Genomic DNA, 26381 nt, shown 5'->3' on the forward strand with positions numbered 1-26381 from the left:
TGTACCCGACGTGGTAGCGGGCCCCGTGACGGAACTCGAAATACCACCTGGTTCCGATGCCGAGACTACGATATCGCTCGTTAGAGAATTCACCGATGTCGGCGCTATCGTTCGTGTTCAGACCCGTCCCTCGAGCGGGGACCGATCCGACGAGGGGACGGGTATCGAAGGGGAAGTGACGGGGTTCGAACCAGGGTATCTAGAACTCGACGGCGAGGGACCGCAGGGGAACGGAATTCGATGGGACGCCCTCTCGATACTCACCCGGATCGAATCCCAGTCGTGAGCGGTGGATTCGAGACGCTCGTCGCGAACGGCCGCCGACACGGTCGATGCGAGTGTGCCGATTTCACCTCCGACCATCGTGTTCCGCCGCGCCGGAGTGTGATCCGACCGGGTGTGTACGGTACCAACGAGGAGGTGTACCGTTCTCGACCGGGTGCGTCACCCGATCGTCCGTCGTATTCCGTCATCGTTCGGGATGGGTCTGTGCGTCGAACCCACCACGAACGAGCGGTTTCGCGACGTGGCGGCGGGCGCGAGGCGGCACTTCGTACCACCCCTCCTCGAGTGACCGCTCGATCGGGACCTGGTCGCGTCGCGCTCGGGTGGTTCCGCAGTCGCGACAGCGATATCCCTGATCGCTCCCGGCGCTTTCCATCGTTCGATCGCACGACGGACACGTCGGTGTGGCGCGTTCCGTTCGACGGAGGGTTCTGACGGCGAACTTCTCGAGTTTGAGGGTTCCGCGACCGACCTCGCCGCACGCGGTGATCCGATCGCCCGGCCTGAGTGCCCGTACACGATCTCGAAACCGTTTCGTCGGCTCGAACGCGACACACTCCTGACGATTGCCACCGACGGCTGCCCCGGGATCCGGTTCGCTTCGGTCGTCCGTGGTCTCTTCGCCGTCGACCGGTTCGTCGGCGATGGTGACGAAGACGTGTCCCCCGCGTCGTGTCTCCGGTTCGGTCGCGACGATCCCGTCGACGGCGTACGCGCGGCCGTCGCGTAGGTCGCCGAGCGACCCGTCCTGGAGGTGGACGTCGGTCCCCTGGTTCGTCAGGAATCGCTGGCTCGTGGCGATCGGTTCGCCGTCGAGCTGGTCGATCACTGCATCGACGGCGTCTGCGTCGTCACCTCTGATCCCGACGAGGACGGGACCGGGCGTCCGCGGAACGGCGACGAGTTCGTCGGTTCCGCGATCGATCGTATCCCAGACGTCCGGGTAGGCCCCGTCGGCGGCCGTCCGGAGCGATGCCGGGTCGACGTCGCGGACGGTTCCCCACCGGTCGGGCGTTCGATAGGCGATGTGTTCGACGGTCCACTCGTCGAGGGCATCCCAGGCGCCGATCGCGGCGAGCGCACCGATCAGCCCTCGCCCGTTCCCCCACGCGCTGTAGTCGTAACCCGGCGCATCGAGTCGACGCCTGACGTCGTCGATGGTGAGTCGCTCGCGGATCGCCCGGCGCGTAAACGACGCGACTGCCGGGTCGATCGACGACGCGTCTGTCGGGGCACCCGGGACGGGCCGATCGGTGACGACGAGCCCAGGGTTGGTTCGATCGTCGTCGACGATTGCCAGGTCGTCGAGGACGTCGCTGGCGACGTCGAAGGCGTCACCGGGATCGACGTCGGTGTGGATCGCGATCGAGGCGTTGCCGCGGGTCTTGTGTTCGATTGCGGGATTGAGACGAATCAGGAGGAGCCGTTCGACCCTGCCACGATCGCGAAGGTGCGCGGCGATCCGACTCGCCACGTAGGTGGTACACATCCCTCGCTCCCGGGAGTCCGTATCGTCGAGCCCGACGAGGGTCATACCCCTCGTTGACGGTGCGACGTGGTACGCGTTTCGGACGTCGGCGACGGTCGGGCTGGTGGCCCGATGATCGACGCGAGTGCCGTCTGATTCCTCGACGGTTTCGAAACTGCCGTGAACGGCCAATCTCGCTGAACGAAATGGAAATCGTCCGGGGTTTAGCACAAAAAACGCAAGCAGGCGCGCCGAGATACGGGAAAAGCATTTATACGATGAATAGCTAGTCACCACCATGTCCCGGTCCGCACTGGTCGGAAACGTCACCGCGATGTTGACTGACGCGGGGTTCGTGGTGAGCGACCGGTGTGCCATTCGCCCAAAGAGTTTCGACGTCGCGGCACGCCGGGGAGACGAACTCGTACTCGTGAAGATCCTCGGAAACGTCGACGCGTTCAACGAGGAAACCGGCATGGAGATGCGCCGGCTCGGAACCCACCTGGGTGCAACCCCGTTCGTGATCGGTCTACGAAGTCGAGACGAGGACCTGAAACCCGACGTCGTCTACTTCCGACACGGGGTCCCGGTGTTCAGCCCCGACACCGCGTACAACCTCTTCATCGAAGGGGTCCCCCCGCTGATCTACGCCGCTCCGGGTGGCCTCTACGTGAACATCGACGGCGACCTGCTCGCCGACGAGCGAAAACGCCGCGACTGGAGCCTCGGTCGCCTCGCCACCGAACTCGGTGTATCGCGACGGACTGTCTCGAAGTACGAAGATGGGATGAACGCTTCCGTGGAGATCGCGATGGCGCTAGAGGAACTCTTCGAGGGGGAACTGACGAGCCCGGTCGACGTTCTCGAGGGGACGGACGAGATCCACGAGACCGATCCGACTCCCGAGGACCCGGCGGCCGATCCAAACGACGAGGAACTCGTGGCCACGCTCGTTCGAACTGGCTTTACCGTCCACCCGACGAATCGGTCTCCGTTCAACGCCGTCAGCACGGAAGAAGACCGGGACGAAGGGCCGGTCCTGACCGGCCACTCGACGTTTACGCGAGCTGCGAAGAAGCGTGCGAAGATAATGTCCTCTATCGGGCACGTCACGCGGACGCGCTCGGTCTACGTCGTCGACGAAACCTCGCGCGAATCGGTAGACGGAACGGCGCTCGTCGAACGCGAGGAACTCGAAGCGCTGGACGACGCGGACGAACTCCGCGCCATGATCCGTGAACGCGCCGAACCGGAAGAGGCGCTGTAACGCGAAATCTCCCCGTTCGTCCGATTTTGGCTCGGAGTGCGTTCGAGCGCGCCTCGAGACGAGCCGTCGAAGCCGTTCGTCGGGAGACGCCGGACGCGTTCGGATCCGTTCCAGAGACTCGTCGTTCGAAATATAGTATCAATCGATTTACCTTCGTTCGACTCCGTCGCTCGCGTAGCGCCATCGACTCGCCGATGGCGGTTCGAACGTACCATGACTCACGAACCCGGAACAGCAGGCGCGCTGGACGATGCGTTCACGGACACGACGCTCGACGCGATCGGCGGGACACCGATGGTGGCGTTGCCGTCGATCCGGCCGAACGGTGGGGCTTCGATCGCCGTCAAGTGGGAAGGTGCCAACCCGACGGGGAGTCTCAAAGATCGCATGGCGCTCGCGATGGTCCGACACGCCAGAGAGCGCGGCGAGCTGATGCCGGGTGACCGCGTCGTCGAGTTCACCGGCGGATCGACCGGGTCGAGCCTGGCGTTCGTCTGCGCCGTTCTGGGCCACCCGCTCTCGATCGTGACTGCCGATTGCGTCGCCGAGGAGAAGATCGACTCGATGCGCGCGCTCGGTGCCGAGCTGACGATCGTCGAGACGCCAGACGGACGTCCGTACGACGGTCTTTTCGACGACCTCAGGGACGAAGCAGAGCAGATTTCGGACGAGGGCGCGTACTTCACCGACCAGTTCACGAACGAGGACCAACTGGCCGGCTACGAGGGACTCGGCCGCGAGATACTGGAGCAGCGGCCCGACGTCGACGAGTTCGTGATGATCGTCGGGACCGGGGGGTCGGCCATGGGGACCGCTCGCGCGCTCGATTCTGCGGGTGCCGACGTGACGATCACCGGCGTCGAACCCGCCGAGTCCCCCGTCCTGACCGAAGGGGAGGCCGGTACTCACAGCGTCCAGGGGACGGCGATCGTCGGTTCGCCGCCGCTCGTCGACGTCGACGTGTTCGACCGGATCGAGTCGGTGCCGACCGAGGAGGGCGTCGAGTGTGTCCAGCGAATCGCCGCCGAAGACGGCCTGCTCGTCGGGACGAGTACCGGAATGAACGTCGCGGCTGCCCGCCGCGTCGCGGCGGAGCGTGACCCGGACGAGACAGTCGTCACCGTCGCCTGCGACACCGGCCTGAAGTACCTCTCCGACGGGCTCTACGACGGACTGGACGAAACGCCCTTCTGTCTCTGCTGAGCGAGATCCGTGGTCGCGCACCGGTTGTCCCGGGAACTGGGACTCGAACGGGGTGCCTTAGATGTCGCCACCGTCGATCCAGGTGAACACTGCGGATTCGGGTGACGTTCCGATTGGGCCAACCCTGGCTGTCGGTTCGTGTCGAACTGGCCTCGATCGCCGTCGGATCGAGCCGAACTGGTCTCGGTCGCCGTCGGACCGTGTCGAACTTGCCTCGGTCGCCGTCGGACCGTGCCGATCGGTCTCGGTCGATCCGGATCGGTCCTATCGGGTTTCGATCCGCGACACGACCCGGCCCACATCGATGGACCCAACCCGACCGAGTGCGAGGGATCGCGTACCGACTACCGACTGGTGACGGCCCACATGACTGAAACACCCACCGGCTGGGACCGCTGGTCCCCGTTCACCGACTCGCGCCAGGAGGACACCGCTCGACCGATGACCGGCGGACCAGACGAGACGGACCGGACGCCGTCGCTCGAGGCGGTCCTCACGACGATCGAGGACGCCGACTGTCGGACACTCCTCGCCAGCCTCGATCGACCGAAGTCGGCGGCCGAACTGCGCCAGGAGTGTGGCCTGCCGCGCTCGACTGTGTATCGGAAACTGGACCGGCTCGCCGACGCGGCGCTGGTCTCCGAGTACACAGAGATCAGGCGCGACGGGCCGAACGCCACGCTGTACGAGCGCGACGTCACTGCCATCTCGATCGAGATAGACGACGAAGACGAGTTCGACCTGCAGATCGAGTGCCCGCCAGCGGACCCGACCGATCGTATGGCAGCCTTCTGGGCCGGGATGAAGGGGTCGTCCGACGGGGGCGAGGTCGACGGCGACGCGACGGGAGTTGCAGCCGGTGATGCGACGGGAGATGCAGCCGGCGAGGCCCCGATCGACGACGGGTCCGGGGCGGGTGAGCCATGACGATGTTGCAGACGCTGCTCGTCGTCGTGAAGATCGTCCTGCTCGTCCTCGGTAGTACGGTCGCGCTGCTCGCCTACCGGGCGTATCGCCAGACTGGAATGGATGGCCTCCAGTACTTCGCTGTCGGCCTGCTCGTCATCACGGTCGGGACGACGCTCGTCGGCTTCTTACACCACGTCGTCGGTGTGGGACTCACGGTCGGTCTGCTGGCCGAGAGTCTCCTCATCGGCGTCGGATTCGTCGTCTTGATCTACGCACTCTACTGCCGCTAAGGTGTCCCGGCCGACGGGTTCCTCTCGACCGCCCAGTCGACTCGGTTCGGCGACCCCGTCACTCGTCGCCGTAGGTTTTCTCCAGGTACTCGACGATGTCGCTGCTTTCGGGCATACCGCGGACGCCGTTCACCTCGTCGGTGATGACCGGGACGCCGGTCTGCCCGCTCACTTCTTTCACCCGTGTTCGCTCGTGGTGTGCGGCGGGAACGTCGACGGTCTCGTACTGGAGGTCCAGTTCCTCGAGTTTGCTCCGGACCATCGCACAGAACGGACAGCCAGGGAGTTCGTAGTACGTGATGTCGGTCATGGAAGCGGTTGGATACTCCGAAGCAAGAGACCGTCGGTACCGATCGCCAGGAGACCGTGGTCCAGTCGAACACCCAACCGGCGACAGATACGATCGGGTGTCGGCCGCGTTAATACGTAATAAGCCCGCCGTCGGCAGCGAAGTACATGACGAAGTACAGGACCAGTGCCCCGGCGAGCAGCCACTGACCGACGGAGACGTCGCTTCGGCGACCGACCGCCGACTTAACGAGCGGGTAGCTGATGATACCTGCCGCGAGGCCGTTCGAGACGGACGCCGTGAGTGGCATGAAGGTAACCGTGAGTCCGGCGGAGATGGCCCACGCAGGGTCGTTCCAGTCGACTTCCGTGACGCCCTGCAGCATGATGATCCCGACGACGACGAGCGCGATGTACGTCGCGTACGCAGGGATCATCTGGATGAGTGGGACGACGAGCAGCGAGACCCCGAAGAGGATCGCCACGACGAGGGCCGTGAAGCCGGTTCGACCGCCCTCCTCGATCCCGGTCGACGATTCGACGAAGGTCGTCACTGTCGACGTCCCTATCATCGCACCGACGGTGGTCCCGACGGCGTCGGCCATCAGCGGTTCGTCGGCGTTCGGGAGATCACCATCTTCGTCGAGGAATCCGCCGATCTGGGAGACACCGATGAGCGTGCCCGCCGTGTCGAAGAAGTCGACGAAGAAGAACGTAAACACGACGAGGACGAAGACGAGCGGATCCTCCGCGATCATGCCGAGCCCCTCTGTGAAACCCCAGAAGAGCGGTGTGAAGTCGTACTGGACGCTCGTTATCATGCTGATGGGCCCCTCGGTGGTGACCTGCGAGTAGGTGTCAGCAGGTGTGAGTGTTCCCGGGGAGACCAGGTCCGCGGCGGTTGCGACCCATCCGGCGATGGCAGTCGTCAGGATACCGATGACAATCGATCCGCTGATTCCTCGCGCGTAGAGGACGAGCGTGAAGATCAGCCCCAGCGTCCCAATTGCGGTGACCGGGTTGACGATTGCGTTCCCGACCTCTAGGAGCGGCGTTATTGGCTCGCCGGCGGCGTTCGTGTAGGCGACGACGAGATCGAGTTCCTGTAATCCAAGGAAGAGCAGGAAGACACCGATCCCGGCCCCAACGCTTCGTTTGACGGGCTCTGGGAACAGCGTGATCACGTACTCCCTCGCGCCGACGACAGTCAGCAGAATGAAGAGTAATCCCTCCACGAAGACGGCCGCGAGCGCGAGCTGCCACGGAACGCCGAGCAGGATGACGACGGTGTACGTGAAGAAGGCGTTGAGCCCCATTCCCGGAGCGAGACCGAACGGACGATTCGCGTACAGCGCCATCACGAGGATCGCGACGATCGACGCGAGTATCGTCGCGATGGCCAGCATCTGGAACACCTCGCCCGCGGTGTACTGGGCCCCATCGATCGTGACGGTGTCCTGGAACCCGCCGTTCTGCTGGTCCCAGGTGATCGCCTCGCTCAATATCGCGGGGTTCACGACGATGATGTACGCCATCGCGAGGAACGTCGTCAGCCCGGCCAGCGTCTCGGTCCGCAGGTCGGTTCCGTACTCCGCGAAGTCGAAGTACCCGGCGATTCCTCCCGTGTCGGCCTGCCCATCTGTCGACCCTGATGACATCGTAGTCAAGCGCGGCTACTCAGAGGGGAGAGTAAAGGTTTCCCATACGACCAGGGATGGTCTTTTGAAATAACATCACTACGCACAGATTGTAGCGATATTTTAACCTATTGGCGATAATTGTCTGCCTATCTAATGCAACCCTTCCGAGTAACCGAATTGTACTGAAGGCGACGCCGTCTCCATCCGCGCGAACGGCGCGGGAGCCGACACGTTCCAGAGCGACACTGAAGTGCCTGCTCGTCGTGGACCGACACAGTGGACGCGACAACGCTCGGACTGGATTCGATGTCCGCGGTCGCATCGGGCCTGAACCGGGGCGCTCTCGCCGCGCTCGACGTGGGTCTGGCGCAGGCCGATGGGTTCGGACTCGACCGCACAGCCGTGTGTCCGTTCGACGTCGACCCGTCAGCGGTCGTCACTGGTCGAGACGTCGGCGTGACGCGCTCGATCCGCGGGTCACTACCCTCGTGGATCGTCCCGCTCGCCGACGCGGTGACGCTGCTCGGCGACCTGGCGGTCGTGGTGGGCGGGCTCGTCCTGACGATCCTGCTCGACCTCCGTCGCGGGCGTCGCACGTCGCGCGACCGGCTCGTTTCCGACCGGACCGCGTTCGTCGTCGGGGTCGTCCTCGGTGGACTGGCGGTGACGCTGATTCTGAAGACGATAGCCGGTGCGCCGCGGCCGCCCGCCGAGTTACAGGCGGTAGAGCGAGGTGGACACGGCTTTCCGAGCGGGCACACGCTGGCCGCGACCTTCCTCTGGGGCGCGCTCGCGATCTGGGGCCGATGGGGGACGCGTCAGCGGCGCCTGCTCATCGCATCGGTCGCCGTCGGACTGGTCGCCGTCTCCCGACTCGTCCTCGGCGTCCATTACCTGCCGGACGTCGTCGCTTCCATCACGGTCGGCGTGGCTTTCCTGGTTACCGCCGGCGTCCTCTTCGACGAGAACCCGCGGCGCGCGCTTGGTGTGGCCGCCGTTCTGGGCGTCGTCGCGCTCCTCGTGACGGGGGCGACGACGGACGGTCTCCTCGCGTTCCTCGGCTGCGTCGGCGGTGCGGTGGGGTGGCTACTGGCCGGACGGACGGTGCCGTGGTCGCTGCCGACCGGGCGGTCGGCGGAGTGACGCCGTTATCCCTCGAATCGCATCACACCTCCAGAACCCACAGCTGATCCCGTCTCACCGGAACCCGTCACGGACGCGTGCGAGCAGTTCGACGCCGGTTACGAGCACCTCGACGCCGGCGAGCCCGAGTGCCGCCCCGACGGCGTTCACGCCGACGTCCGCGACGGTGCCGGCCCGATGTGATAGCCCGGCCTGGACGAGCTCGACGGCCGCGCCGAATCCGATCACGAGACAGACCACGAGTGCGAGGCGGCCCACGCCGCGGTCTGACGGCGCGGTTCCGGTGACGATCGGCGCCAGGACGACGGCGAGTCCGGCGTACGCGAGCAGGTGCCGCGTCTGGCTCGCCGTGAGGCCGAGCAGCGACGTGCCCGGTGGGACCGGGAGCGATGCGGCGGTGATGGAACCGAGCAGGACGACGCCGACGACGGCGAGAAGGGTGAGCCAGCGGACGACGAGCTGGTTGCGGGTGGTGCGTCGGTCGGCGTCGGTTCGTCCTTCGAGCGGAGGATCCGTCGAATCGCTCATCGTATCGTGAGTCGGGAGTAACCCGGCGTTATTGGACGGTGCCGTAGGCAGTCCTGCCGTATCCAGCGTCCGCGTATCCGTCGGGGACCGCGGTTTCTTTCGCACTGGCCGTCCCGGCGCAGGCCGCGGTCGATACCGCCGTCAACAGAGAACTAATCAGGAATTGTCGCCGCGGTAATCGCGATTTGTCGGACACGTACGGACGGCAGAATCCGGCGGGCCAAAGCGGGCGCCTTCAACTGTTCGCATTTTATATGGTGTGCCCGGGCGAGCGACACTAGATCGGATCGTTTCACTTGTCAGTGCGTCGCGGCGTCGGTACTGCCAGGCAACTCGACGCAACGATACGGAAATGAACGACTCGCCCCGAAAGCAGGCTTCGGGCAGCATTCCGCGCTCGATCCGTCGTGGGCGACTGTCTCGGTTCGGATACCTGATTTCAATGGCGAAGAAACCGACGGCGTCAGTCTGGAAACGGATATCAACTCGGCAAGGTACTCGTCGTCGATTCACGCAGCGCCGGTGCCGAGATGTACGCGAACGCGGCGCAGTAGATAGTACCCATCAGGAAGACTTTGAACAGGGACGTGGCCTGGCCGAGGAACAGTTGATTGCCCAGGTAAATCGCGAACACGCCGTACAGCGCGACGTACGAACTGTTGTGGTCCGTATTGGGATCGAAGTACTCGTACCCGAACCTGAGCACGATGCCGAACAGGAACGTCCCGACGAGGACACCGGGGAGCATGAAGTTGTAGTACAGTTCTCCCACGAGCGAGGGCGGGACGCCGCCGCCGGGCATGCCGACCCCTTGAGCGTAGATCGTCTCTCCGAAGAACTGTCCGATGTTTTTTGGTTTCGCTGGCCAGAGCCGTCGTGGAATCGGAAAGACGATCGGATGGAGTAACGACTGACCGTATGCCGGGTCGAGATCCGCCGGTACACGGTGGTAGATGTGGCTGACGATAGATATTCCGTTCGTCCGGGCGCCCACGATCGGATCGACAACGCGAGGCGAGAGGAGAAATGGCAGCAGGTCGGCGGATGTAACGTTCGAACTCCAGGCCAACCGGCGAAGCATTGCCATTAACCCCGCCAACAGCGAGAAGGCAATCACGAATCCGGATAGAAGTGTCGGCCCAATACGACGCCACGTGTAGTGAAAGATGACCACCAACAGGACGAAAAACCACAGCAGTCCGGATCGATTGCTCGCGTAGAAGGGCGTAAGGCTGGCGCCGACTATCATGATACCGGCGAGTCCATAGTGGTGGAGTTTGCGGGTTTCTACCGCTGCAGAGAGGTGGACGAGATAGATGATTGCGGCGACCTGAAGCAGCGTTGTCCCCCAGCGAATGTACTCCGTCGGTGGATACCGTTTTCGCGAGATGTCGCCGACTGAGGCTGGTATCCCACCGGTCGTGTAGACGAACACTGCGACCGAGGCGACGCCGAGAGCGGCGTAAACGGCGACGACTCGTCGTGCCCGTTCGCCGTGCCAGTCGAGGCTGGGTCGCCACGCTCGATCCGCTATCGACTGACCGACGGGGAGCGAGTAGCCGACGACGGCGAATCCCACGGCGAGGACGCTCAACGCCATCGGAGCGACGAGGTACTCGATCCCGTGCCCGAGGAGGAGGCCGTCGGGGTCGCCAGCGATGGCGTAGTCGATCGCCGGTCCGAACCAGCCCATCAGGAACGCGAGCCCGAGAAACCCCATCGGCGAAAAGATGTCGCGGTCTCGCAGGTACGCGATGGAGATGACGAGGAGTCCGATCGTCGCGAGTGCGACGAGCTGGACGCGTGGCGACGTCACCGCGTCGCCGACGAGGAGGGGTGAAACGCTACCAGTCATTTAGCGGTACCCAAGTGTTTCGAGGTGCGACTCGACCGCGGCTCGGTGATCGTCGGTCGCACCCAGACGGTGATCGAACTCGGGGCACGCCTCACGGAGGGTCGAAACGAGTGCTGGTTCGGTCCGACCGGGTTCTGTGATTTCTCTCCCGTCCCGCTCGAAATCGGGGCCGTCGCCGGCGGCGTAGAGTCGTTCGGTTCCGTCGTCCGCGACGACGAGTTTGTGCGACTCCGTTCGGGCGGCCGCGTATCGACGATCGTACGCGCTTCCCTCGAATGTGAAGTCGTCTCTGGTCGTCTCGGGGGCGTAGTCGGTCGACAGGTATTCGGTCACGATCGGTCCGGGCGAAGGCATCGTCGTGGGATCGGCTCCGTCGATGGAGGCGTCTAGCAGCCAGTTGTGAAGGTCGACCAGATCGACCGGATCGGAGACGCGTTCGCCACGGCCCGAATCGGGGTGGCGAACGACGAGCGGGACGTGTAACAGGGTGTCGTGCACCGAGAACCGGTGGGCCAGTAGTCCGTGGTCGCCGATGTTTTCGCCGTGGTCGCCGACGATCGCGACGATCGTCTCCGACAGCAGGTCGTGCGCTGCCAGCGCGTCGAACACGTGGCGCAACCGGGCGTCGAGGTACCGGAGCTCGCCGTCGTAGAGCGATTCCATCATCGAGAACTCCTCGTCGCCGAGCGCGAGCGCGCCGGCGTGGTAGTCGACGCTGCGCCCGCTCAGCTCGGTGTACCGCGAAGCGTCGTCGAGATCGGTCGGCAGATACGCTCTCGAATGCGGGTGTTCCTGGTACGGCGCGTGGCCTTCCATGTAGTTGACGAACGCGAAGAACGGCTCCCGAACGTCTTCCAGGACCGATCCGAGGTGGTTCGTGGTCCGCTTCGCACCGAAGTCGGACCGTCGATACCAGTACTTTCCGTAGAGCCCGTTGAGCGCGTTTTCGATGGGGTTCCCGCTCGCGAACGCTCGAAGGAGGGCTAGCCGTGATCGATCGCCGGTTTTCAACGCGTGTCCGAGTTCCTGTGCCTCCCGGAAGAGTTGCCACTCCTTGTAGAACGAGTCGAAGCCGCGGTCGAAGCCGAAGTGGTCGCTGATCCAGACGTTGTTGCTGAGTGCCAGGGTTCGATATTCCTGGGCCGACAGCGTTTCGGCGAGACTCGGGCCGCCAGGATCGAATTCGAGCGACCCGCCGTGACACCCGTGTTCGGACGGGAGCGTTCCCGTAAAGAGTGATGCGTGGGCGGGGACGGTCCACGGCGCGTTCGTGTACGCGCTATTGAATACTGTGGCATCCTCGGCGAACTCCGTGAGGGCGGGCATCGGGTCACGATCTCGGCCGTACAGGCCGAGTTGCCTGGCCCTGACCGTATCGAGGACGACGAGGACGACGTTGTATCGTCGAGTGCCAGTTGGATCAGTCATGACAGGTACCCCAACTCTTCGAGTCGCGTTCGCTGTTCGTCGGTGAGTGAGACCGCCCGTCCGCGGGTCGCCTCTGCGCGCAGCGCGTCCAGTGCATTGCGCGCTCCCGACCGCGAAACGGTTGGACTTCCGAAGCGCCGATCTCCCGCGGCGTAAGACCGGATCGCGGCGCCGAGGTTTGCCCGCAGAAAATCGCGCGTCGGACTCTTGAGCAGCTTTCCGCCGAGCGCGGCGAGCCGTTCGTGCGCGGGGGAGGCGGCGAAGACGCGACCGCCACCCCTGTCCCAGACGCCCTCGTAGCGGATCGATTCGACGCGCGACGTGACGGGCACCGGGAGCGACGATTCGTAGAACGACGATCCGTACCTCGGAAGCCGCTCGCCGATGCGGCTCACTCCGTCGCCCGCGGCCGCCTCGGCCGTTCGGTCCGACGTCGGTTGCCCTTCACTCACTCCGGCGGCCGTCGGTTGCCGCCCACTCGTATCCGACACACGGTTCAGCGCGTCGACGATCGTCGGACGGAGATCGACGTGTCTGAAGACCCCCGACGTCAGGCGGGTCGCTGGCAGATCCGGATGGACGAACACCGTCGGGACCCGAACCAGGGCGGGGTGCATGGGTGCGTTGTGTCCGAGCACGCCACCCTCTCCGAGCAGTTCGCCGTGGTCCGACGTGTAGACGACCAGCGTCTCCTCACGGAGTCCACGGTCGTCGAGTTCGTCGAGCCGACGTTCGAATCGATCGGCGTCGTCCGCGACGGCCGTGGCGTACTCACGTTCGTACTCGCTCGCGGGTTGACTCCCGCGCGCTTCGAAGTACTCCCACGCGGTCCCCTCGAACGTCCCGTAGGGGGCGTGACCACCGGGCCCGCGCTCCATCACGGCGAATGGTTCGTCGATCCCGTCGAACGGGTGATCGGTCGGTGGCGGCTCGACGTCGAGCACCGAGTAGATCGGGTCCACGTCCGACGGCTGGTCCCGAACCGAGTTCACGAACCGGGTGTCGAACCCCGGGAGGTCGAAGAACGTGGGCGCGTCGGCAGGGAGCCGGTCGGTGAAGTCTCGGACGCCGTGCCGTGGCGGTGCCCACCCGGTAGCGAGCGACGCGAATGACGTCGGGCTGTGTGTCGACGCGGCGATCGTCTCGCACGAAACGCCCCGATCGAGGAGTCGATTCGGCGTGTGGTCCCACCTGACGGCGTCGCCGACGTAGACGAAGACGTTCGTCGCGTCGAATGACGCGGCTGATTCGGGCCACTGCGTCAGCATAGGCTGCTCTGTCACCGACCGCACGGATAACGCTAGTCGGATCGTACGGTGACACTCACGAGGTTCGAGAGAGTTCGATCGCCGACTGGACCGGTCGTTGACGGCACGACTGCCAGTCGTTCGATCTGTAGAAGCAGCGATCGGGACCGTGTCATGCTCCCGACTGCTCACTGTTTCGGCGGGAGCGACGATGGCACTCGTGCGTGTGGATCCTCGCCGATCGTTCGTTCGAGCGCCGGCGCGTGCGATCGAATGTACCGGAGGCGGTCGATCCAGTCGATGTCGAGTCGCCAGTTGATGCCCTTGGCGATCGGTGGCCGTCGGGCATAGGCCTCCGGAAAGCAGGCGAGAAACGCATCACGCGACAGACCGACGCCGTCGCAGTACCGGCCGACGAGCGACGAGACGACGGCGCGGTAACGGCGATCGTCGACGAACATCGTTCGAAACCCATCGCAGAACGTCTCGCCGACGTAGTCGGCGTACTGAAGGAGAAAGAACGCCGGATCGATGATCGGGTTTCCGTCGAGCTCGCCGCGTTCCCAGTCTATGACCCGGGTTACGCGCTCCGATTCGACGTAGACGTTGGAGCCGAAGAAATCGCCGTGTACGGGTGCCGGGAACAGATCCAGATGGTCCGGAGGTGAATCGGGAGAAGAGAGGAGGCGATCACCGCTGCTCGATCGCGCGGCGAGTTCGGCGTGGCTTAGTCGGACGCGCTTCCCTCTGCAGGCTTTCTGGAGTCCGACGAGCCAGTCGATCGCGATCGATCCGGTCCGATGGAGGGCTTCCGGGGTCGGTTCCATCCGATGTTTGAGCGTCGTCCCGTTGATCGGCTCCTCCACGAGCTGGGGGCCGAAGGGGGACGGTTCGAGCCGCGTTTGCGAGATCCCGGTGACCGAATCGTCTCGAAGCCGAGCGGTGATCACGGCCTCGTTGGCGTTAAACACGGACTGGCGGGTGCTGTTCGGGAGTTTCACCGCCTCGGTGATCGTGCCCTCCTCGATCGCGAGCAGCGTCGATCGGTTCCGGCCGGACATGAGCAGCCCATCTCGGGTGACGGGGGTACCGCTCCGTTTGGCGACGAAGAGGTACTCCGGGTAGCACTGGTCGAGGAGCCCAAGCCCCGCCGACAGCCTCGCGAGCGCCTTTCCGAGCCGGAGCGGGCCAGTGATGCCAGCCTTGTCGTTCGCGCCGAACACCCACTCGACGACGTCTCGGTCGGAAACGTCGAACACCCACTCGTTCTTTCGACGCGCCGAGGACAGTCGTGCGAACGTTTCGCATTCGTCGAATCCCGACCGGGCGAACAGTTGGCGGAACGCACGTTTCGTCGAGCCGAGCGCACTCGTGAGCGTCTCGTCTCTGGCGACGGGTTCGAGTTCGATGCCGAGCAGATCGGTCAGTTTTGCCTCCCGCGGTAAGCCGTTCGTCAGAACGACGAGCGTTCCGTCCCGATCGAGAACCGCGTCGAGCGCCTCGATTGCGGCGTTCAGTTCGCTCCTGGTCGCGGTAACGACGACCGTATTGAACGAGTTCGGCTCGACCGGGAGGGTGTCGAGCGACCCCCTAACCGTCTCGATCTGGGCGTGTTCGACCGAGGCAATCGCACGCGTCGCTCCGAGCTCCGGCTCGGATCCGCTCAGGACCGTCACGCTGTCGGCGATCGCCGACAGGAGGATGCCGGTCTGCCCGGGTCGAAAGCCACAGACGAGACACCGGCCCCGAAGTTCCTCCGGGAGCAACAGTCGCCAGCACGCCGTTCTGGTCTGTAGGAACCGTTTTAGGATTTCGTCACCACGGTCGCTCGTCCGGACGAACTCGTCGAAGGCGTCGGCGGGGTTCAGACGAGCGAGGAGGTCGGCTAATCGTCGATAGCGGGCCTCGTCCGAACGTGCGCTGCGCACTGGTCACACCCGTTCGAGCGGCGGATGGCGGTTCGATTCGCCCGCTTCGATTCGGTTGATCCGCGTCGACATTGTGAACGGAAGTGTCGCGTCGCGTCGCCTTAATTCGTATCCGCTCGTGCCGTGACAGTCGTCACCGGAGTAGCGAGTTGGCGCCGTTACGATTCTGGAGGTCGTCCGGAGAGGGACTGGTGTCGGCCGGGTGCTCGACTCGCGCGCCGTGGATTTATGACCGACGCCGTCGGGTTCCGCTCCATGCCCCGCGTTCTCTACTACGGGTCCTCGACGCAGGTCCACAGTGGAGCGTCGCAGTGGATGTTCCGGCTGGCAGATCGAATGCGCGAGCGGGGTCACCGGACCCTCGCTGCGCTGCCAGCCGACGGCGGTATCGCGGAGTGGTATCACGAAGCAGGCGTTCCGACGGTACGATGCTGGTCGAAGCCGCTCAGCCGCCGGCGATCACTTTTCGGTCAGCTTCGCTATCCGGCCGCACTTTTCGACGCCGTTGCGGACCTTCGGTCCGTAATTCGCGCCCACGACGTGGATATCGTTCACGTCAACGAGGTCACCTACCTCGCCGGCTTACTCGCCGGCCGGGTGAGCGACGTCGAGACCGTCTGTCACGTTCGAATCTGTCGGACGTCTTCCCCCATGCGGAACGTCCTCGGTTCGCTCGCCTACCGATTCTCCGATCGTGTCGTCTGTGTCTCCGACAGGGTTGCCGAGTGTCTGTTCAGGGACCTCGGGTTCGACGGACCGCGAGTGACGGTCGTTCGCGACGGCCTACCGTCGCCGGAACGCTTCGAGTCCCTCCCTGACGGCCGGCGATTTCGGGCGACGTTCGACATCGACGAGGACGCGTTTCTGGTGGTGAACGTATCCAAACTGATTCGGAACAAGGGCCAGGATCGCGTCCTCGACGCTGCCGGACGAACCTGGGACGAGGACATCGTGTACGCCATCGTCGGCGGCGACGTCGACGGCCACGAGGCGTACGCCGCTTCACTCCGTCGACGCGGGGCCGGCCTCGAAAACGTCGCCATGACGGGCTTTTACCCGGACCTCACCGAAGTCCTCGGTGCGGCCGATGCCCTGATCCACGTCCCGCGGCACGAGGATCCGTTCCCGGGTGTCGTCCTGGAGGGCATGGCGGCGGGGCTCCCGGTGATCGGATCGACGAGCGGCGGTATTCCCGAGCAGATCGACGACGGGGAGACCGGCTACCTGGTGGACCAGCGGGGCGATACGGAGACGATCGTCGGTCACATCCGGCGACTTGCGGCGGAGCCCACGCTCCGCTCGCGTCTCGGACGAACCGGGGCCGATCGTGCGTTCGATCGATTCGACCCGGACGCGTATTTCGACGAGATGGACGGACTGTACCGTCAGCTGTCCGACGAACCTCGGGTGCGAGCGTACTCATCGTAGGCCGAACGTAGTGACCGGGAAGCGTCGTCCCGCCCACATCACTCGCCGCGACTTCGTTTGCTGGTGGTGCGGATCCGTTTCGACGCGTGTCTGCTAGCTCCTGTCGACGGATCGACCCCGGAAAGTGCGCTTTAGTGGGTATCGACCGATACAATTTGTCCGCATACCGGATCCTTACTGGGCTTCGATCGGTTCGCGGTGTTGCTCGTACCAGTCGATGGTCTCGCGAAGCCCCGTGCGGAACGACGTGGTCGCCTCCCAGCCGAACCGTTCCCTCGCCCGTCGCGTATCCAGTTTCCGTCGGGGCTGCCCATCCGGCTTGGAGGTGTCCCACTCGATACGGCCGTCGAACCCGGTCGCGTCGGCGATGGTCTCGACCAACTCCCGGATGCTGATCTCCGACCCGCTCCCGAGGTTGACCGGCTCCGACGAGTCGTAGCGTTCGGTCGCGTCGAGAATTCCTTCGGCGGCATCTTTCACGTAGAGGAACTCGCGCGTGGGGTCGCCGGTGCCCCAGGCGGTGATCGATTCGTCACCGCGCTCGCGAGCTTCGATACACTTTCGAAGTATTGCAGGGATGACGTGGGAGGTCTCGGGATCGAAGTCGTCTCCGGGACCGTACAGGTTCACCGGGAGGAGGTAGATGCTGTTGAACCCCCACTGCTGGCGATAGGCTTTCGACTGCGTCAGGAGGGCTTTCTTCGCGATTCCGTACGGTGCGTTCGTCTCCTCGGGATAGCCATCGAAGAGGTCGTCCTCGCTGAACGGAACCGGGGTGTGCTTCGGGTACGCACAGATCGTTCCGAGAATCGTACACTTCTCGACGCCGTGGCGCCGTGCGGCATCGATCAACTCGATACCCATCACCGCATTGTCGTAGAAGTATCGCCCGGGATTGTCCATGTTGGCACCGATGCCGCCGACGCTGGCCGCGAGGTGGATGACGACGTCCGGCTCCGCCACGTCCAGTGCCCGCTCGATGGCCGGTTTCTCCCGCAGATCGTACTCGTCGCTTCGCGGCACGAAGATCTCGACACTGTCCGAGCGCGATCGAAGGTCCTCGACCAGGTGACCGCCGAGGAAGCCCGCGCCGCCGGTCACCATGACGGTCGTGTCGTCCCAGTACGCTTCGTCGCGTCTCACCGGTCCCCCGTCAGCCACCGGCTCACCGTCGCTCGTCCTCCGTTCTTCGTCGCTCATCGCCAGTCGACCCTCCCGTACCACTTTTCGGGGTGATTCGCGTACCACTCGATCGTCCGGGCGATTCCCTCGCGCCAGGGCACGCTCGGCTTCCAGCCGGTCTCTTCGTGTAACTTCTCGTAGCCGACGAGCAACTCTTCGACGTCGCTGTCGCCGGGTCGGAACCGTTCCTCTCGCTGGACGATCTCCGGGAGCTCCCAGTACTCTGCTTCCGCCCCGACGTCGAGGATCGTCCGGGCCCAGTCTCGCATCGAGACGTTCTCGCCGTAGCCGTAGACGTACTGCTCGCCGGGATTGCCGGCGAGGGCGACGTGGAGGTGCCCACGGACGCCGTCTTCGACGAAGCACATGTCGCGCTTCGATTCGAGGTTGCCGAGTTCGACGATGTCGCGTTCGAGTGCCTGCGTGATGATCGTCCCGGTGATGTAGCGCGGGTTCTGCCGCGGGCCGTAGTTGTTGAACATTCGCGTGGTGAGCGTCGGGAGCCCGTAGGCGTCGTGGTAGTTCATCGTCAGGAAGTCGCCCGCGAGTTTCGACGTCGCGTAGACGCTCGTCGGATTGACGGGCGAACGCTCGCTCAACAGCACCCGATCGTTCCCGTCGTACTCGTACTTCTCGACCATCTCCTCGTTCGGGTTGCCGTACTCCTCGCTCGTACCGGCCATGTCGAACGCCGCGATGTCGAGGTCCAGATCCACGATGGACTGCAGGAGATTGAGCGTCCCGACGACGTTCGTGTCGATCGTTTCGTACGGCCGGTCCCATGACTCGCCGACGTGTGCCTGGGCGCCGAGGTGAAAGAGCAGCGAGTCGCTGTGCTCGGCCAGGGGACGGAGCGCGCGTTCGACGGAGTGCTTGTCACGCAAATCTCCTCGATGGATCGTCAGGGCCTCGCCGTGGCCACGGATGTTCTTCAGTTCGCCGCTCGACGTCGCGCGGACGAACGCGTGGACGTCCGCGTCCATCTCGACGAGCCGGTCAACCAGGTGGGAGCCGACGAACCCGTCCGCGCCGGTGACGAACGTGGGCCGTTCTGCGAGTTGGGTGTAGAGGTCCATCGATGCGGATGGCCATTCCGATCGGCAAGAACGTTACAGTACAGTCACGTGTAGGTGACGATTTCTCCGGCGCTCGGGCACAAACGGTTTACCTGGCTTCCCCGGGACATCGTCGGCATGACCACCGCGTCGTCCGAACCGCGCGTCGTTCTCCTGTCACAGTATTATCGCCCCGATACGTCCGCGAACGCGGGCGTGCTGACCGAACTCGCGTCCGGCCTCGCCGACCGCGGCGTCGACGTCTCCGTCGTCACTACCCAGCCGTCGTACACGGCGGACGACCGCGCGTCGAAACGGCCAGCCGACGAGGTCATCGACGGCGTACACGTTCGCCGGTTGCCCGCAACCCGGTTCGACCGAAACGACGGCGTCGCGAAGCGAATGCTCAACGAACTCACGTTCTTCCTCGTCGCGTCCGCGTTCCTCTTCGTTCGCCAGCGCGGCGACGTCGTGCTGTTGCCGACGGCCCCATCGTTTCTCCCCGTGGCAACTGTCCCTCTACGCTGGCGAGGGTATCGACCCGTCCCGATCGTGATGGACCTCTATCCGGAGATGGCCGTCGCCCTCGGCTATATCGACGCAGGAGGAATCGTACACCGGGCGTGGGAGTGGGCGAATCGGCGGGCGTATCGGCGGGCCGTCGTCACCGTGACCATCGGCGAGCGGATGGCCGAGCGGATCCAGGAACGCTACGGACCTGTCCCGGTGGCGGTTATTCACAACTGGGAGGACGGCGACGAGATCGAACCGATTCCGAAGGCCGAAAACGAGTTCGCCCGGAAACACGGGTTCGACGCGGACCTGACGGTCCTGTACTCCGGGAACCTCGGTCGCCACCACGAACTCGAAAGCGTCGTTCACGCGGCCCGGCTGCTGGAAGCCGACGGCGTCGACGGAGTCGAATTCGTCTTCATCGGTGACGGCGGCAAGAAAGAGCGGCTGCAGGCGCTCGCCCGGGAACACGACCTCGACTCCGTCTCCTTTCTCCCCTACCAGCCCACGTCCGTCCTCCCGCAGTCTCTCACGAGCGGTGACGTCGCCCTGGTGACGATGGACGAGGCCGTCGAGGGGCTTTGTGTGCCAAGCAAGTTCTACACCGCGCTCGCGAGCGGACAGACTATCCTCGCCGTGGCCCCAAAATCCGCCGAAATCGCCCGCATCGTCGATCGACACGACTGTGGCGTCACCGTCGAACCGGGCGAGTCGGGAGCGATCGCCGACGCCGTTCGCGAGTGGCTCGAGAATCGTGAGGACGTAGCCGATACGGGTGCCCGTTCGAGAACGGTCTTCGACGAGAGGTACACGAAAGAAGTCGCCATCCAGTCGTATCTCGCGCTAATTCGACGCGTCGTCCACCCTTCACCGCCGTCACCTACGGTGAAACCGTCGGAATCGCCCTCGAGGTAGCGCGACGAATGCCGACGTTACTTTTCACCGCCGACGGTGAAATAGCGTCTGTGAGATCGTACAGCTTTTACGACGACTTTCGGCTGGCCATTCGCGGGTCCGGTGCGATCGCCGACCACCTCGATCTCGTCTATCGCCACTTCGCTGAGGACGAGGTACATGACCCCGACCTGCAGCTCACGGTGACAGACGTCGACGTCGATCCGGACGGCATTCTTGGTGGCCCATCGAAATTTTACACGACCTTCGACGATCGATTCGTCCTCTCGAACGAAGGTGGCGTCTGGACCGTGGACGAGGAGTGGACGTCGATCCACTGTACGCCAGGCGTCCACAACGCGTGGACGCGAGCGATCGTGGAGGCTGAGCTGCGGAGGGTGTTGGCAGAACGCGACTTTGCGATCATCCACGCCTCTGGCGTGACCGTCGACGGCGAGACGATCGTCTTCCCGGCGTGGCGCCACACGGGGAAGACCAACACGATGCTGACGATGCTCGCTGAGGGCGGCGAGTATCTCTCCGACGATCGAATGTGGGTCGGCGCCGACGGGACGATCCGGCCGTTCCCGATTCCGATCCACCTGCTCTCGTACAACTATAACGCGTTTCCCTCGCTCTCGCCGGACAGGCTGACAGATATTCTGGCGACGGCGAGTACAGCTCTCGATTCGATCGTTTATGATCGTACGGGGAAATTGGGCAAGGGCCTCGACCTGTTCAATCGGGGGTTCCTCACTCGATCCAACTGGGTCTGGCCCGACCAGTTGTTCCCGGACGTATCGGTCTCCGAGACGACGAGCGTCGATAAAGTCGTCCTCCTCCAGAGCACCGGATCGACGACGCCGTCGTTCGAACGCGTAGACCCCGACGAGTTGACGGCGATGCTCGAAGTGATAAACGAGTACGAATGGAACAGTCGCCTCAGGGAAATATACACCGTTCACGACACGATGCGAGACGCCGCTCCGCTCAAACGACCACAACTCGGCGATCTCGTCGATCGGGAGCGAGCGATTTTCCAGTCCTTCGTCGATACCGCGGACATCTATCGATTGCAACTCCCCCAGCAGGAAGGGTGGACGGACGAAACGAAGGCCCGGATCCGGTCGTTCCTGCGCTAACCGGCTCGTTCGCCGATGGATTCGAGCAGGCGTCGGTCCCCGTCTTCCAGTCCGAGCAGGGTGATCGTTGTGCCGAACGCGATCGTTCCGGTCACGGCAGCGACTCCAATCCACAGCGGACCGCCGAAGGCTTTCGAGAACGCGACGAACGTCGCAACGGCGGGAACGAGAGAGAGGCCGCCTTTCCAGTAGGACCGGTTGTAAGGGGTCGGTCCGACGAAGTATCGGACCTCCACCAGTCGAACCACGTTCAGGAGGGTTAACGAAAACGCCGTCGCGATTGCGGCCCCCAAGACACCGTACAACTGGATCAGCCAAACGTTCAACGCCGCGTTGACGAACAACATTCCTGCGGCGTTGTAGAGCTCTATCCGCTCGTAGTTGGTCATCTTCAGGACGTTCCCACCCGGCCCAGTGGCTGCTACGGTCGCCTGCCCGACGGCCAGGACGCTGAGCGCGACGGCGCCGGCACTGAAGGCTGGACCGAAGAGTCGCATAATCTCTTCGGCGAAGACGACCACGAACGCGGCGCCGAGGCAGGTCAGGTATGCCGTCCACTTCGTGATCGAGATGTAGAACGCGTCCAGCCGTTCCGTGTCACGCTGGTGGTAGGACTCGGCGATGATACTGGGAAAGATGACGTTGGTCGCGTTCAACACGATCGTGATTAGCATGGAGGTCTGAAACGCAATCTGGTAGACGCCGACCGCTCTGGGGCTGGCGAAGACGCCGAGAATGAGGATATCGACCCAGGAAGCGGCGTAGGAGGTGACGCCGGCGAACAGTAGCGGGAGCGAGAAGAGCAGAATTTCACGGGACTGAAAGTTCGGGTTCCCGATCGACTCGAACGCGCCGAGCCGATACAGATAATATCCGACTGCGACGACGCCAACGGCCAGCGAAAGGACGTACGCGTAGATCACCAGTTGCAGGCTCGTGAATACGAACGCGGCCACGGCAATACAACCCAGCGCGACACCACTCTGGATAAACTCTCGCGTGTACACGGAGTACTTGGTTTCTTTGAACCCTCTCGTGGCGTGCATGCCGATCTCCATCAACGCGAGGAGTGGTATCGCGAGGACGAACGATCGAATCACCGATCGATACGCGTCGAAGAAGCCGATGGACAGTTCTGTGAGTGCAACGAGTACGACGACGGTCACACCACCGAAGGCGATCGAATAGCCGACCGTCGTGAGAACCACGCCGGTAACCGTTCGACTCTCACCGTCCCCTTCGTGGATCGAGACGTACTTTTCGGCCGCTTTGTCCAGTCCAGCCTGCGCGAACCGCGATCCGATCTTCACGACGACCAGCCCCATCGCGAAGAACCCGACGGCCTCCGGCCCCAGCCCGCGGGCGATTACGAACTGGATGAGGTAGCGAATCCCCTTTCCAACGACGGCGCCCGCGAACGCGACGCCGACGAGGAACAGGACCGATCGCCGGAGCGGCTCGCCGCTCCCCATCATTTCTCGAAACGACACAACCGTACTCCGACGGCGAGGGTGGGAAAACACCTGGCCTGTAGCTCGTGCCTACTCTCTTCGGAGTCACCGCGGGCGGCACCGACCAGGGCGAGTAACCGACGGCTGTGAACGCAGCCGTCGGCGCGGTGGTGTCGAGAGACGGTCCGATCGCACACAGCTCTCAGATTCCTCGCCACCCGCGAGTTGTTCGAAACCGACCCGATCGATGTGGTCCCAGCGGCCCGTGTGGCGACGAGTTCAGTTCGGACCGCCGACGCGGTCGCGCTGTCAATCGACTGTTACTCTGCGACGGGTGCGGTGTCGGTGCGTTTCAGCTATCGAGCCACGAGTGCCCGGTCGGATGCCGTGTGGGTAGTTAAAGTATGTGACTGAAACGACGGTCCGTGGTTATCCGGCAGGCGGTCGACGGATGGGTTCATGCGCATGGTTCGGAGTCGCTCCCTGGCGAATCTAGCGAGCGTCTTCGCACTCTCCGCGGTCGTTGCCGGTAGTGCCTCCCTCGTCAGCGACGTGTCCAGCGAGCCGATTTCATCGGCCGGACCGGTCTCGGGCGTTCCGATGGTGTTCGCCTTCGCTGTCGTCACCGCTGTGGTAACAACGGTGTCGGTCGGACCGCTGGCCGTCTCCGGGCCGTGGGGGCCACGGACGGTCCTGCGCGGGACGGTAGGGCGAGTGGCTGTCGCCACGCTAGTGGTCGCGCTCATCTCGCTCGTCGTGCCGGCGTTCCCGGACGTTTCCACCGTCGTCGTAACGGGTGTCGTTCTGGCGACGTTGCTCACTGGCTGGTTCGTTCGCTTCGATCGGCCAAGCGGCGGTGGGACGCTCGTCGCGACGACCGATCCCGACCTGGCCAGCCGCGCCATCGAGACGTTACCTGTCCGCCCAGATGGATTCGTCTCTCCGCCGCTTCACGTCACACCAGACCCCCGGGTCGACGGCGTGGACACGACGCACGAACGGGGTACCGACGCGGACTCGACGGCCAATCGTTCGGGTCGTCGTCCGATGGATGGCGTCCCGGCACCCACCGAGGAGGACGACGGCCAGCACAGCCCGCGCAGCGACGGCGGCCGGCCGGCAAACGAGTCGGATGGCAACGAGGACAGGGATAGGGACGTAGATCACGACTTCGGGAATTCGGGTTCACCGCACAGGGTGACGATCGACGCGGAAACGGAGGCTGTCGTCGAGACGTCGACGCTCGACGGCGTCGCGGCGATCGACGGCGTTCCTCGTCTCGGCGGCTTGTCTCGGCTGGATGCGATCTTTTCGTCGCACGACGTCGATGCAGTCGCCCTGGCCATCGGCGAGGCTGACCGTTGTGAGTTCTTCGGGACGCTAGAGCTGTGTCGCGATCACACCATCGCGGCGCTCGTCCCGGCCTCTCTCGCCGAGCACGTTATCGTCACCGAGGAACTCGACGGTGGGTTCTATCGGGTCGACCTGAACCCGTGGTCGTGGTACAGCCGTCTCGGGAAACGCATCTTCGACCTCGCGTTCGCCGCGTTCGGCCTCGTCGTTCTGACCCCGCTCATCCTCCTCATCGCCGCGGCGATCACCCTCGACTCCGCTGGCCCGGTGTTCTACGAGCAACCTCGAACGACGACGTTCGGCCGGCAGTTTCGGCTCCTGAAGTTTCGGACGATGGTACCGGAGAGCGACGACGCGGCGCCGCTCGGCGACGAGCAGAACGAACGGATCACCCGGGTCGGTCGGCTCCTTCGGACGACCCACCTCGACGAGATCCCACAACTCGCCTCGATCCTCGTCGGAGATATGAGCGTCGTCGGCCCGAGAGCAGTCTGGACCGAGGAGGAACGCCTCCTCGAACGGGAGGTGCCCGGCTGGCGCAGCCGATGGCTCGTGAAACCCGGGCTAACTGGGCTGGCGCAGGTCCGGGGCGTCACCAGCACCGACGGGCACCGGAAACTGGAACACGACCTGGAGTACGTCCGTGACCGATCGTTCCTGCTGGACCTTCGGATCGTTCTCGCACAGATTCACACCGTCCTGACGGATACACACTCGCTGGCGACCGGCGACGACGGAGGGTCGTCCTGAATGCGGATCTGTCGCGTGGCACAGAAGGTCTATCCAGACGTTCCCGGCGGCGGACCGTATCACGTTCACGCGATGAGTCGCGACCAGGCGGCCCGCGGGCACGACGTGACCGTGTTGACCGTTCGTCACGACGCCTCGCTCCCGCGCGTCGAGGAACGAGACGGCTACACGATTCGCCGATTCGATCCGACGGCCTGCGTGCTCGGCAACGACTTCTCGCTCGGACTCGCGCGTCGACTCGCGGACTTAGACGACGTCGATGTCGTTCACGCTCACTCTCACCTGTACGCGTCCACGAACGTCGCCGCGATCAGGCGCTCGCTCGACGACATCCCGCTCGCGATCACGAACCACGGACTGTTCTCCCAGAACGCCCCGGCGTGGGCGATCGAGGGCTACCTGCGCTCGATCGGTCGGTGGACGCTCAACCGCGCGGATATCGTCTTCTGCTACAGCGAGGTCGACGAGCGACGGCTTCGATCGTACGGCGTCTCCACACCGGTGGCGGTCGTCCGGAACGGCATCGACGTAGACCGGTTCTCACCCGATGGCCCGACGAGTGACCTGATCGACGACGACGGTATCGTCGTCCTGTTCGTCGGACGCCTCGTCGAGGGAAAGCGGCCGAAGGATGCGGTTCGGACGCTGGAGTACCTCCGGCGGGACCTCAACGACGTCACCCTGTACGTCTGCGGCGACGGTCCGCTCCGAGACGATCTGGAGACGGCGATCGCCCGACGCGATCTGGTAGACCACGTCGAGTTCCTCGGCCACGTCTCGTACGACGAGATGCCGAGACTCTACCGGAGCAGCGACGTGCTACTCCTCCCGAGCCGGGCAGAGGGTATGCCGCGAACGATGTTAGAGGCCCAGGCGTCCGGTCTCCCGGTCGTCTCGTCCGATCTCGATCAGTTGCGAACGATCCGGACGTCGGCCGATCGGTTCGTCTCCGACGATGCGGGAAGCGCCTTCGCGGCGGGCGTCCAGTCGGTTATCGAGACGAACGGTCATCTGAAGACGACAGACGAACCGTCGAGCCGATTCTCGTGGGACCGAACGGTCGAGGAGACGACGACGGTGCTAGAGCGACTGGTGACCGACCGGCACGTATAACGGCCGTTCGGACGCCGACGG

Annotated in this window: 22 protein-coding genes; 11 read left to right on the forward strand and 11 right to left on the reverse strand. The window is 64.3% G+C overall.

What is annotated here, in order from left to right; all coding sequences use genetic code 11:
- The first annotated feature begins 25 nt into the window (after positions 1-25).
- Positions 26-286 (forward strand): hypothetical protein, encoded by a 261-nt coding sequence (locus tag NO366_RS11390; RefSeq protein WP_256530911.1) that lies wholly within the window; start codon positions 26-28, stop codon positions 284-286.
- A 183-nt stretch (positions 287-469) separates the two neighbouring features.
- Here NO366_RS11390 and NO366_RS11395 read toward each other — a convergent pair whose 3' ends face one another.
- A complete protein-coding gene (locus NO366_RS11395; protein WP_256530912.1) occupies positions 470-1819 on the reverse strand; it encodes a tRNA(Ile)(2)-agmatinylcytidine synthase in 1350 nt (449 codons plus the stop codon).
- A 232-nt stretch (positions 1820-2051) separates the two neighbouring features.
- Between NO366_RS11395 and NO366_RS11400 the strand changes: the two genes are divergently transcribed.
- The 4 genes from NO366_RS11400 to NO366_RS11415 all read left to right on the forward strand — a co-directional run bounded on the left by NO366_RS11400 (position 2052) and on the right by NO366_RS11415 (position 5422).
- Positions 2052-3020 (forward strand): transcriptional regulator, encoded by a 969-nt coding sequence (locus NO366_RS11400; RefSeq protein WP_256530913.1) that lies wholly within the window; start codon positions 2052-2054, stop codon positions 3018-3020.
- A 213-nt stretch (positions 3021-3233) separates the two neighbouring features.
- Complete coding sequence (locus NO366_RS11405) at positions 3234-4223, forward strand: PLP-dependent cysteine synthase family protein (RefSeq protein ID WP_256530914.1); 990 nt, start codon at positions 3234-3236, stop codon at positions 4221-4223.
- Positions 4224-4589: 366 nt separating this feature from the next.
- Positions 4590-5150: a winged helix-turn-helix domain-containing protein gene (locus tag NO366_RS11410; RefSeq protein ID WP_256530915.1), complete on the forward strand. Its 561-nt coding sequence runs from the start codon at positions 4590-4592 to the stop codon at positions 5148-5150.
- Positions 5147-5422, forward strand: a complete 276-nt coding sequence (locus NO366_RS11415) for a DUF7521 family protein (RefSeq protein ID WP_256530916.1) — start codon at positions 5147-5149, stop codon at positions 5420-5422. The genes NO366_RS11410 and NO366_RS11415 overlap by 4 nt, the downstream gene beginning before the upstream one ends.
- A 58-nt stretch (positions 5423-5480) precedes the next feature.
- On the opposite strand, the gene NO366_RS11420 is transcribed toward NO366_RS11415, so the two are convergent.
- The gene (locus NO366_RS11420) at positions 5481-5732 is read right to left on the reverse strand and encodes a glutathione S-transferase N-terminal domain-containing protein (RefSeq protein WP_256530917.1); all 252 of its coding nucleotides are present in this window, start codon (positions 5730-5732) and stop codon (positions 5481-5483) included.
- A 109-nt stretch (positions 5733-5841) separates the two neighbouring features.
- Positions 5842-7368, reverse strand: a complete 1527-nt coding sequence (locus tag NO366_RS11425) for an NCS2 family permease (RefSeq protein WP_256530918.1) — start codon at positions 7366-7368, stop codon at positions 5842-5844.
- A 258-nt stretch (positions 7369-7626) separates the two neighbouring features.
- Between NO366_RS11425 and NO366_RS11430 the strand changes: the two genes are divergently transcribed.
- Entirely contained in the window at positions 7627-8493 is an 867-nt protein-coding gene (locus NO366_RS11430) for a phosphatase PAP2 family protein (RefSeq protein WP_256530919.1), read from the forward strand.
- 54 nt (positions 8494-8547) lie between these two features.
- Here the strand turns inward: NO366_RS11430 and NO366_RS11435 are convergent, their stop codons facing one another.
- The 5 genes from NO366_RS11435 to NO366_RS11455 all read right to left on the reverse strand — a co-directional run bounded on the left by NO366_RS11435 (position 8548) and on the right by NO366_RS11455 (position 15479).
- Positions 8548-9021: a VanZ family protein gene (locus tag NO366_RS11435; protein WP_256530920.1), complete on the reverse strand. Its 474-nt coding sequence runs from the start codon at positions 9019-9021 to the stop codon at positions 8548-8550.
- A gap of 481 nt (positions 9022-9502) precedes the next feature.
- On the reverse strand, positions 9503-10876 hold the full coding sequence (locus tag NO366_RS11440; protein ID WP_256530921.1) for an O-antigen polymerase: 1374 nt from the start codon (positions 10874-10876) through the stop codon (positions 9503-9505).
- On the reverse strand, positions 10877-12304 hold the full coding sequence (locus tag NO366_RS11445; RefSeq protein ID WP_256530922.1) for a sulfatase: 1428 nt from the start codon (positions 12302-12304) through the stop codon (positions 10877-10879).
- On the reverse strand, positions 12301-13572 hold the full coding sequence (locus tag NO366_RS11450; RefSeq protein WP_256530923.1) for a sulfatase-like hydrolase/transferase: 1272 nt from the start codon (positions 13570-13572) through the stop codon (positions 12301-12303). The genes NO366_RS11445 and NO366_RS11450 overlap by 4 nt, the downstream gene beginning before the upstream one ends.
- A gap of 167 nt (positions 13573-13739) precedes the next feature.
- The gene (locus NO366_RS11455) at positions 13740-15479 is read right to left on the reverse strand and encodes an MDR/zinc-dependent alcohol dehydrogenase-like family protein (RefSeq protein ID WP_256530924.1); all 1740 of its coding nucleotides are present in this window, start codon (positions 15477-15479) and stop codon (positions 13740-13742) included.
- A 255-nt stretch (positions 15480-15734) separates the two neighbouring features.
- Between NO366_RS11455 and NO366_RS11460 the strand changes: the two genes are divergently transcribed.
- Complete coding sequence (locus tag NO366_RS11460) at positions 15735-16907, forward strand: glycosyltransferase family 4 protein (protein ID WP_256530925.1); 1173 nt, start codon at positions 15735-15737, stop codon at positions 16905-16907.
- A gap of 174 nt (positions 16908-17081) precedes the next feature.
- Here the strand turns inward: NO366_RS11460 and NO366_RS11465 are convergent, their stop codons facing one another.
- On the reverse strand, positions 17082-18107 hold the full coding sequence (locus tag NO366_RS11465; protein WP_256530926.1) for a GDP-L-fucose synthase family protein: 1026 nt from the start codon (positions 18105-18107) through the stop codon (positions 17082-17084).
- Entirely contained in the window at positions 18104-19165 is a 1062-nt protein-coding gene (locus NO366_RS11470; protein ID WP_256530927.1) for a GDP-mannose 4,6-dehydratase, read from the reverse strand. The genes NO366_RS11465 and NO366_RS11470 overlap by 4 nt, the downstream gene beginning before the upstream one ends.
- Before the next feature lie 117 nt (positions 19166-19282).
- Between NO366_RS11470 and NO366_RS11475 the strand changes: the two genes are divergently transcribed.
- The gene (locus NO366_RS11475; RefSeq protein WP_256530928.1) at positions 19283-20572 is read left to right on the forward strand and encodes a glycosyltransferase family 4 protein; all 1290 of its coding nucleotides are present in this window, start codon (positions 19283-19285) and stop codon (positions 20570-20572) included.
- 50 nt (positions 20573-20622) lie between these two features.
- Positions 20623-21693 (forward strand): hypothetical protein, encoded by a 1071-nt coding sequence (locus NO366_RS11480; RefSeq protein ID WP_256530929.1) that lies wholly within the window; start codon positions 20623-20625, stop codon positions 21691-21693.
- Here NO366_RS11480 and NO366_RS11485 read toward each other — a convergent pair.
- Positions 21690-23183 carry a flippase gene (locus NO366_RS11485; protein ID WP_256530930.1) on the reverse strand — a complete coding sequence of 498 codons (1494 nt, stop codon included), beginning with the start codon at positions 23181-23183 and terminating at the stop codon, positions 21690-21692. The genes NO366_RS11480 and NO366_RS11485 overlap by 4 nt on opposite strands.
- 420 nt (positions 23184-23603) lie before the next feature.
- Between NO366_RS11485 and NO366_RS11490 the strand changes: the two genes are divergently transcribed.
- Positions 23604-25247, forward strand: a complete 1644-nt coding sequence (locus NO366_RS11490) for a sugar transferase (RefSeq protein WP_256530931.1) — start codon at positions 23604-23606, stop codon at positions 25245-25247.
- Positions 25248-26360: a glycosyltransferase family 4 protein gene (locus NO366_RS11495; RefSeq protein WP_256530932.1), complete on the forward strand. Its 1113-nt coding sequence runs from the start codon at positions 25248-25250 to the stop codon at positions 26358-26360.
- Positions 26361-26381: the final 21 nt, after the last annotated feature.

The organism is Halovivax cerinus (assembly GCF_024498195.1).
Taxonomy (GTDB): Archaea; Halobacteriota; Halobacteria; order Halobacteriales; family Natrialbaceae; genus Halovivax; species Halovivax cerinus.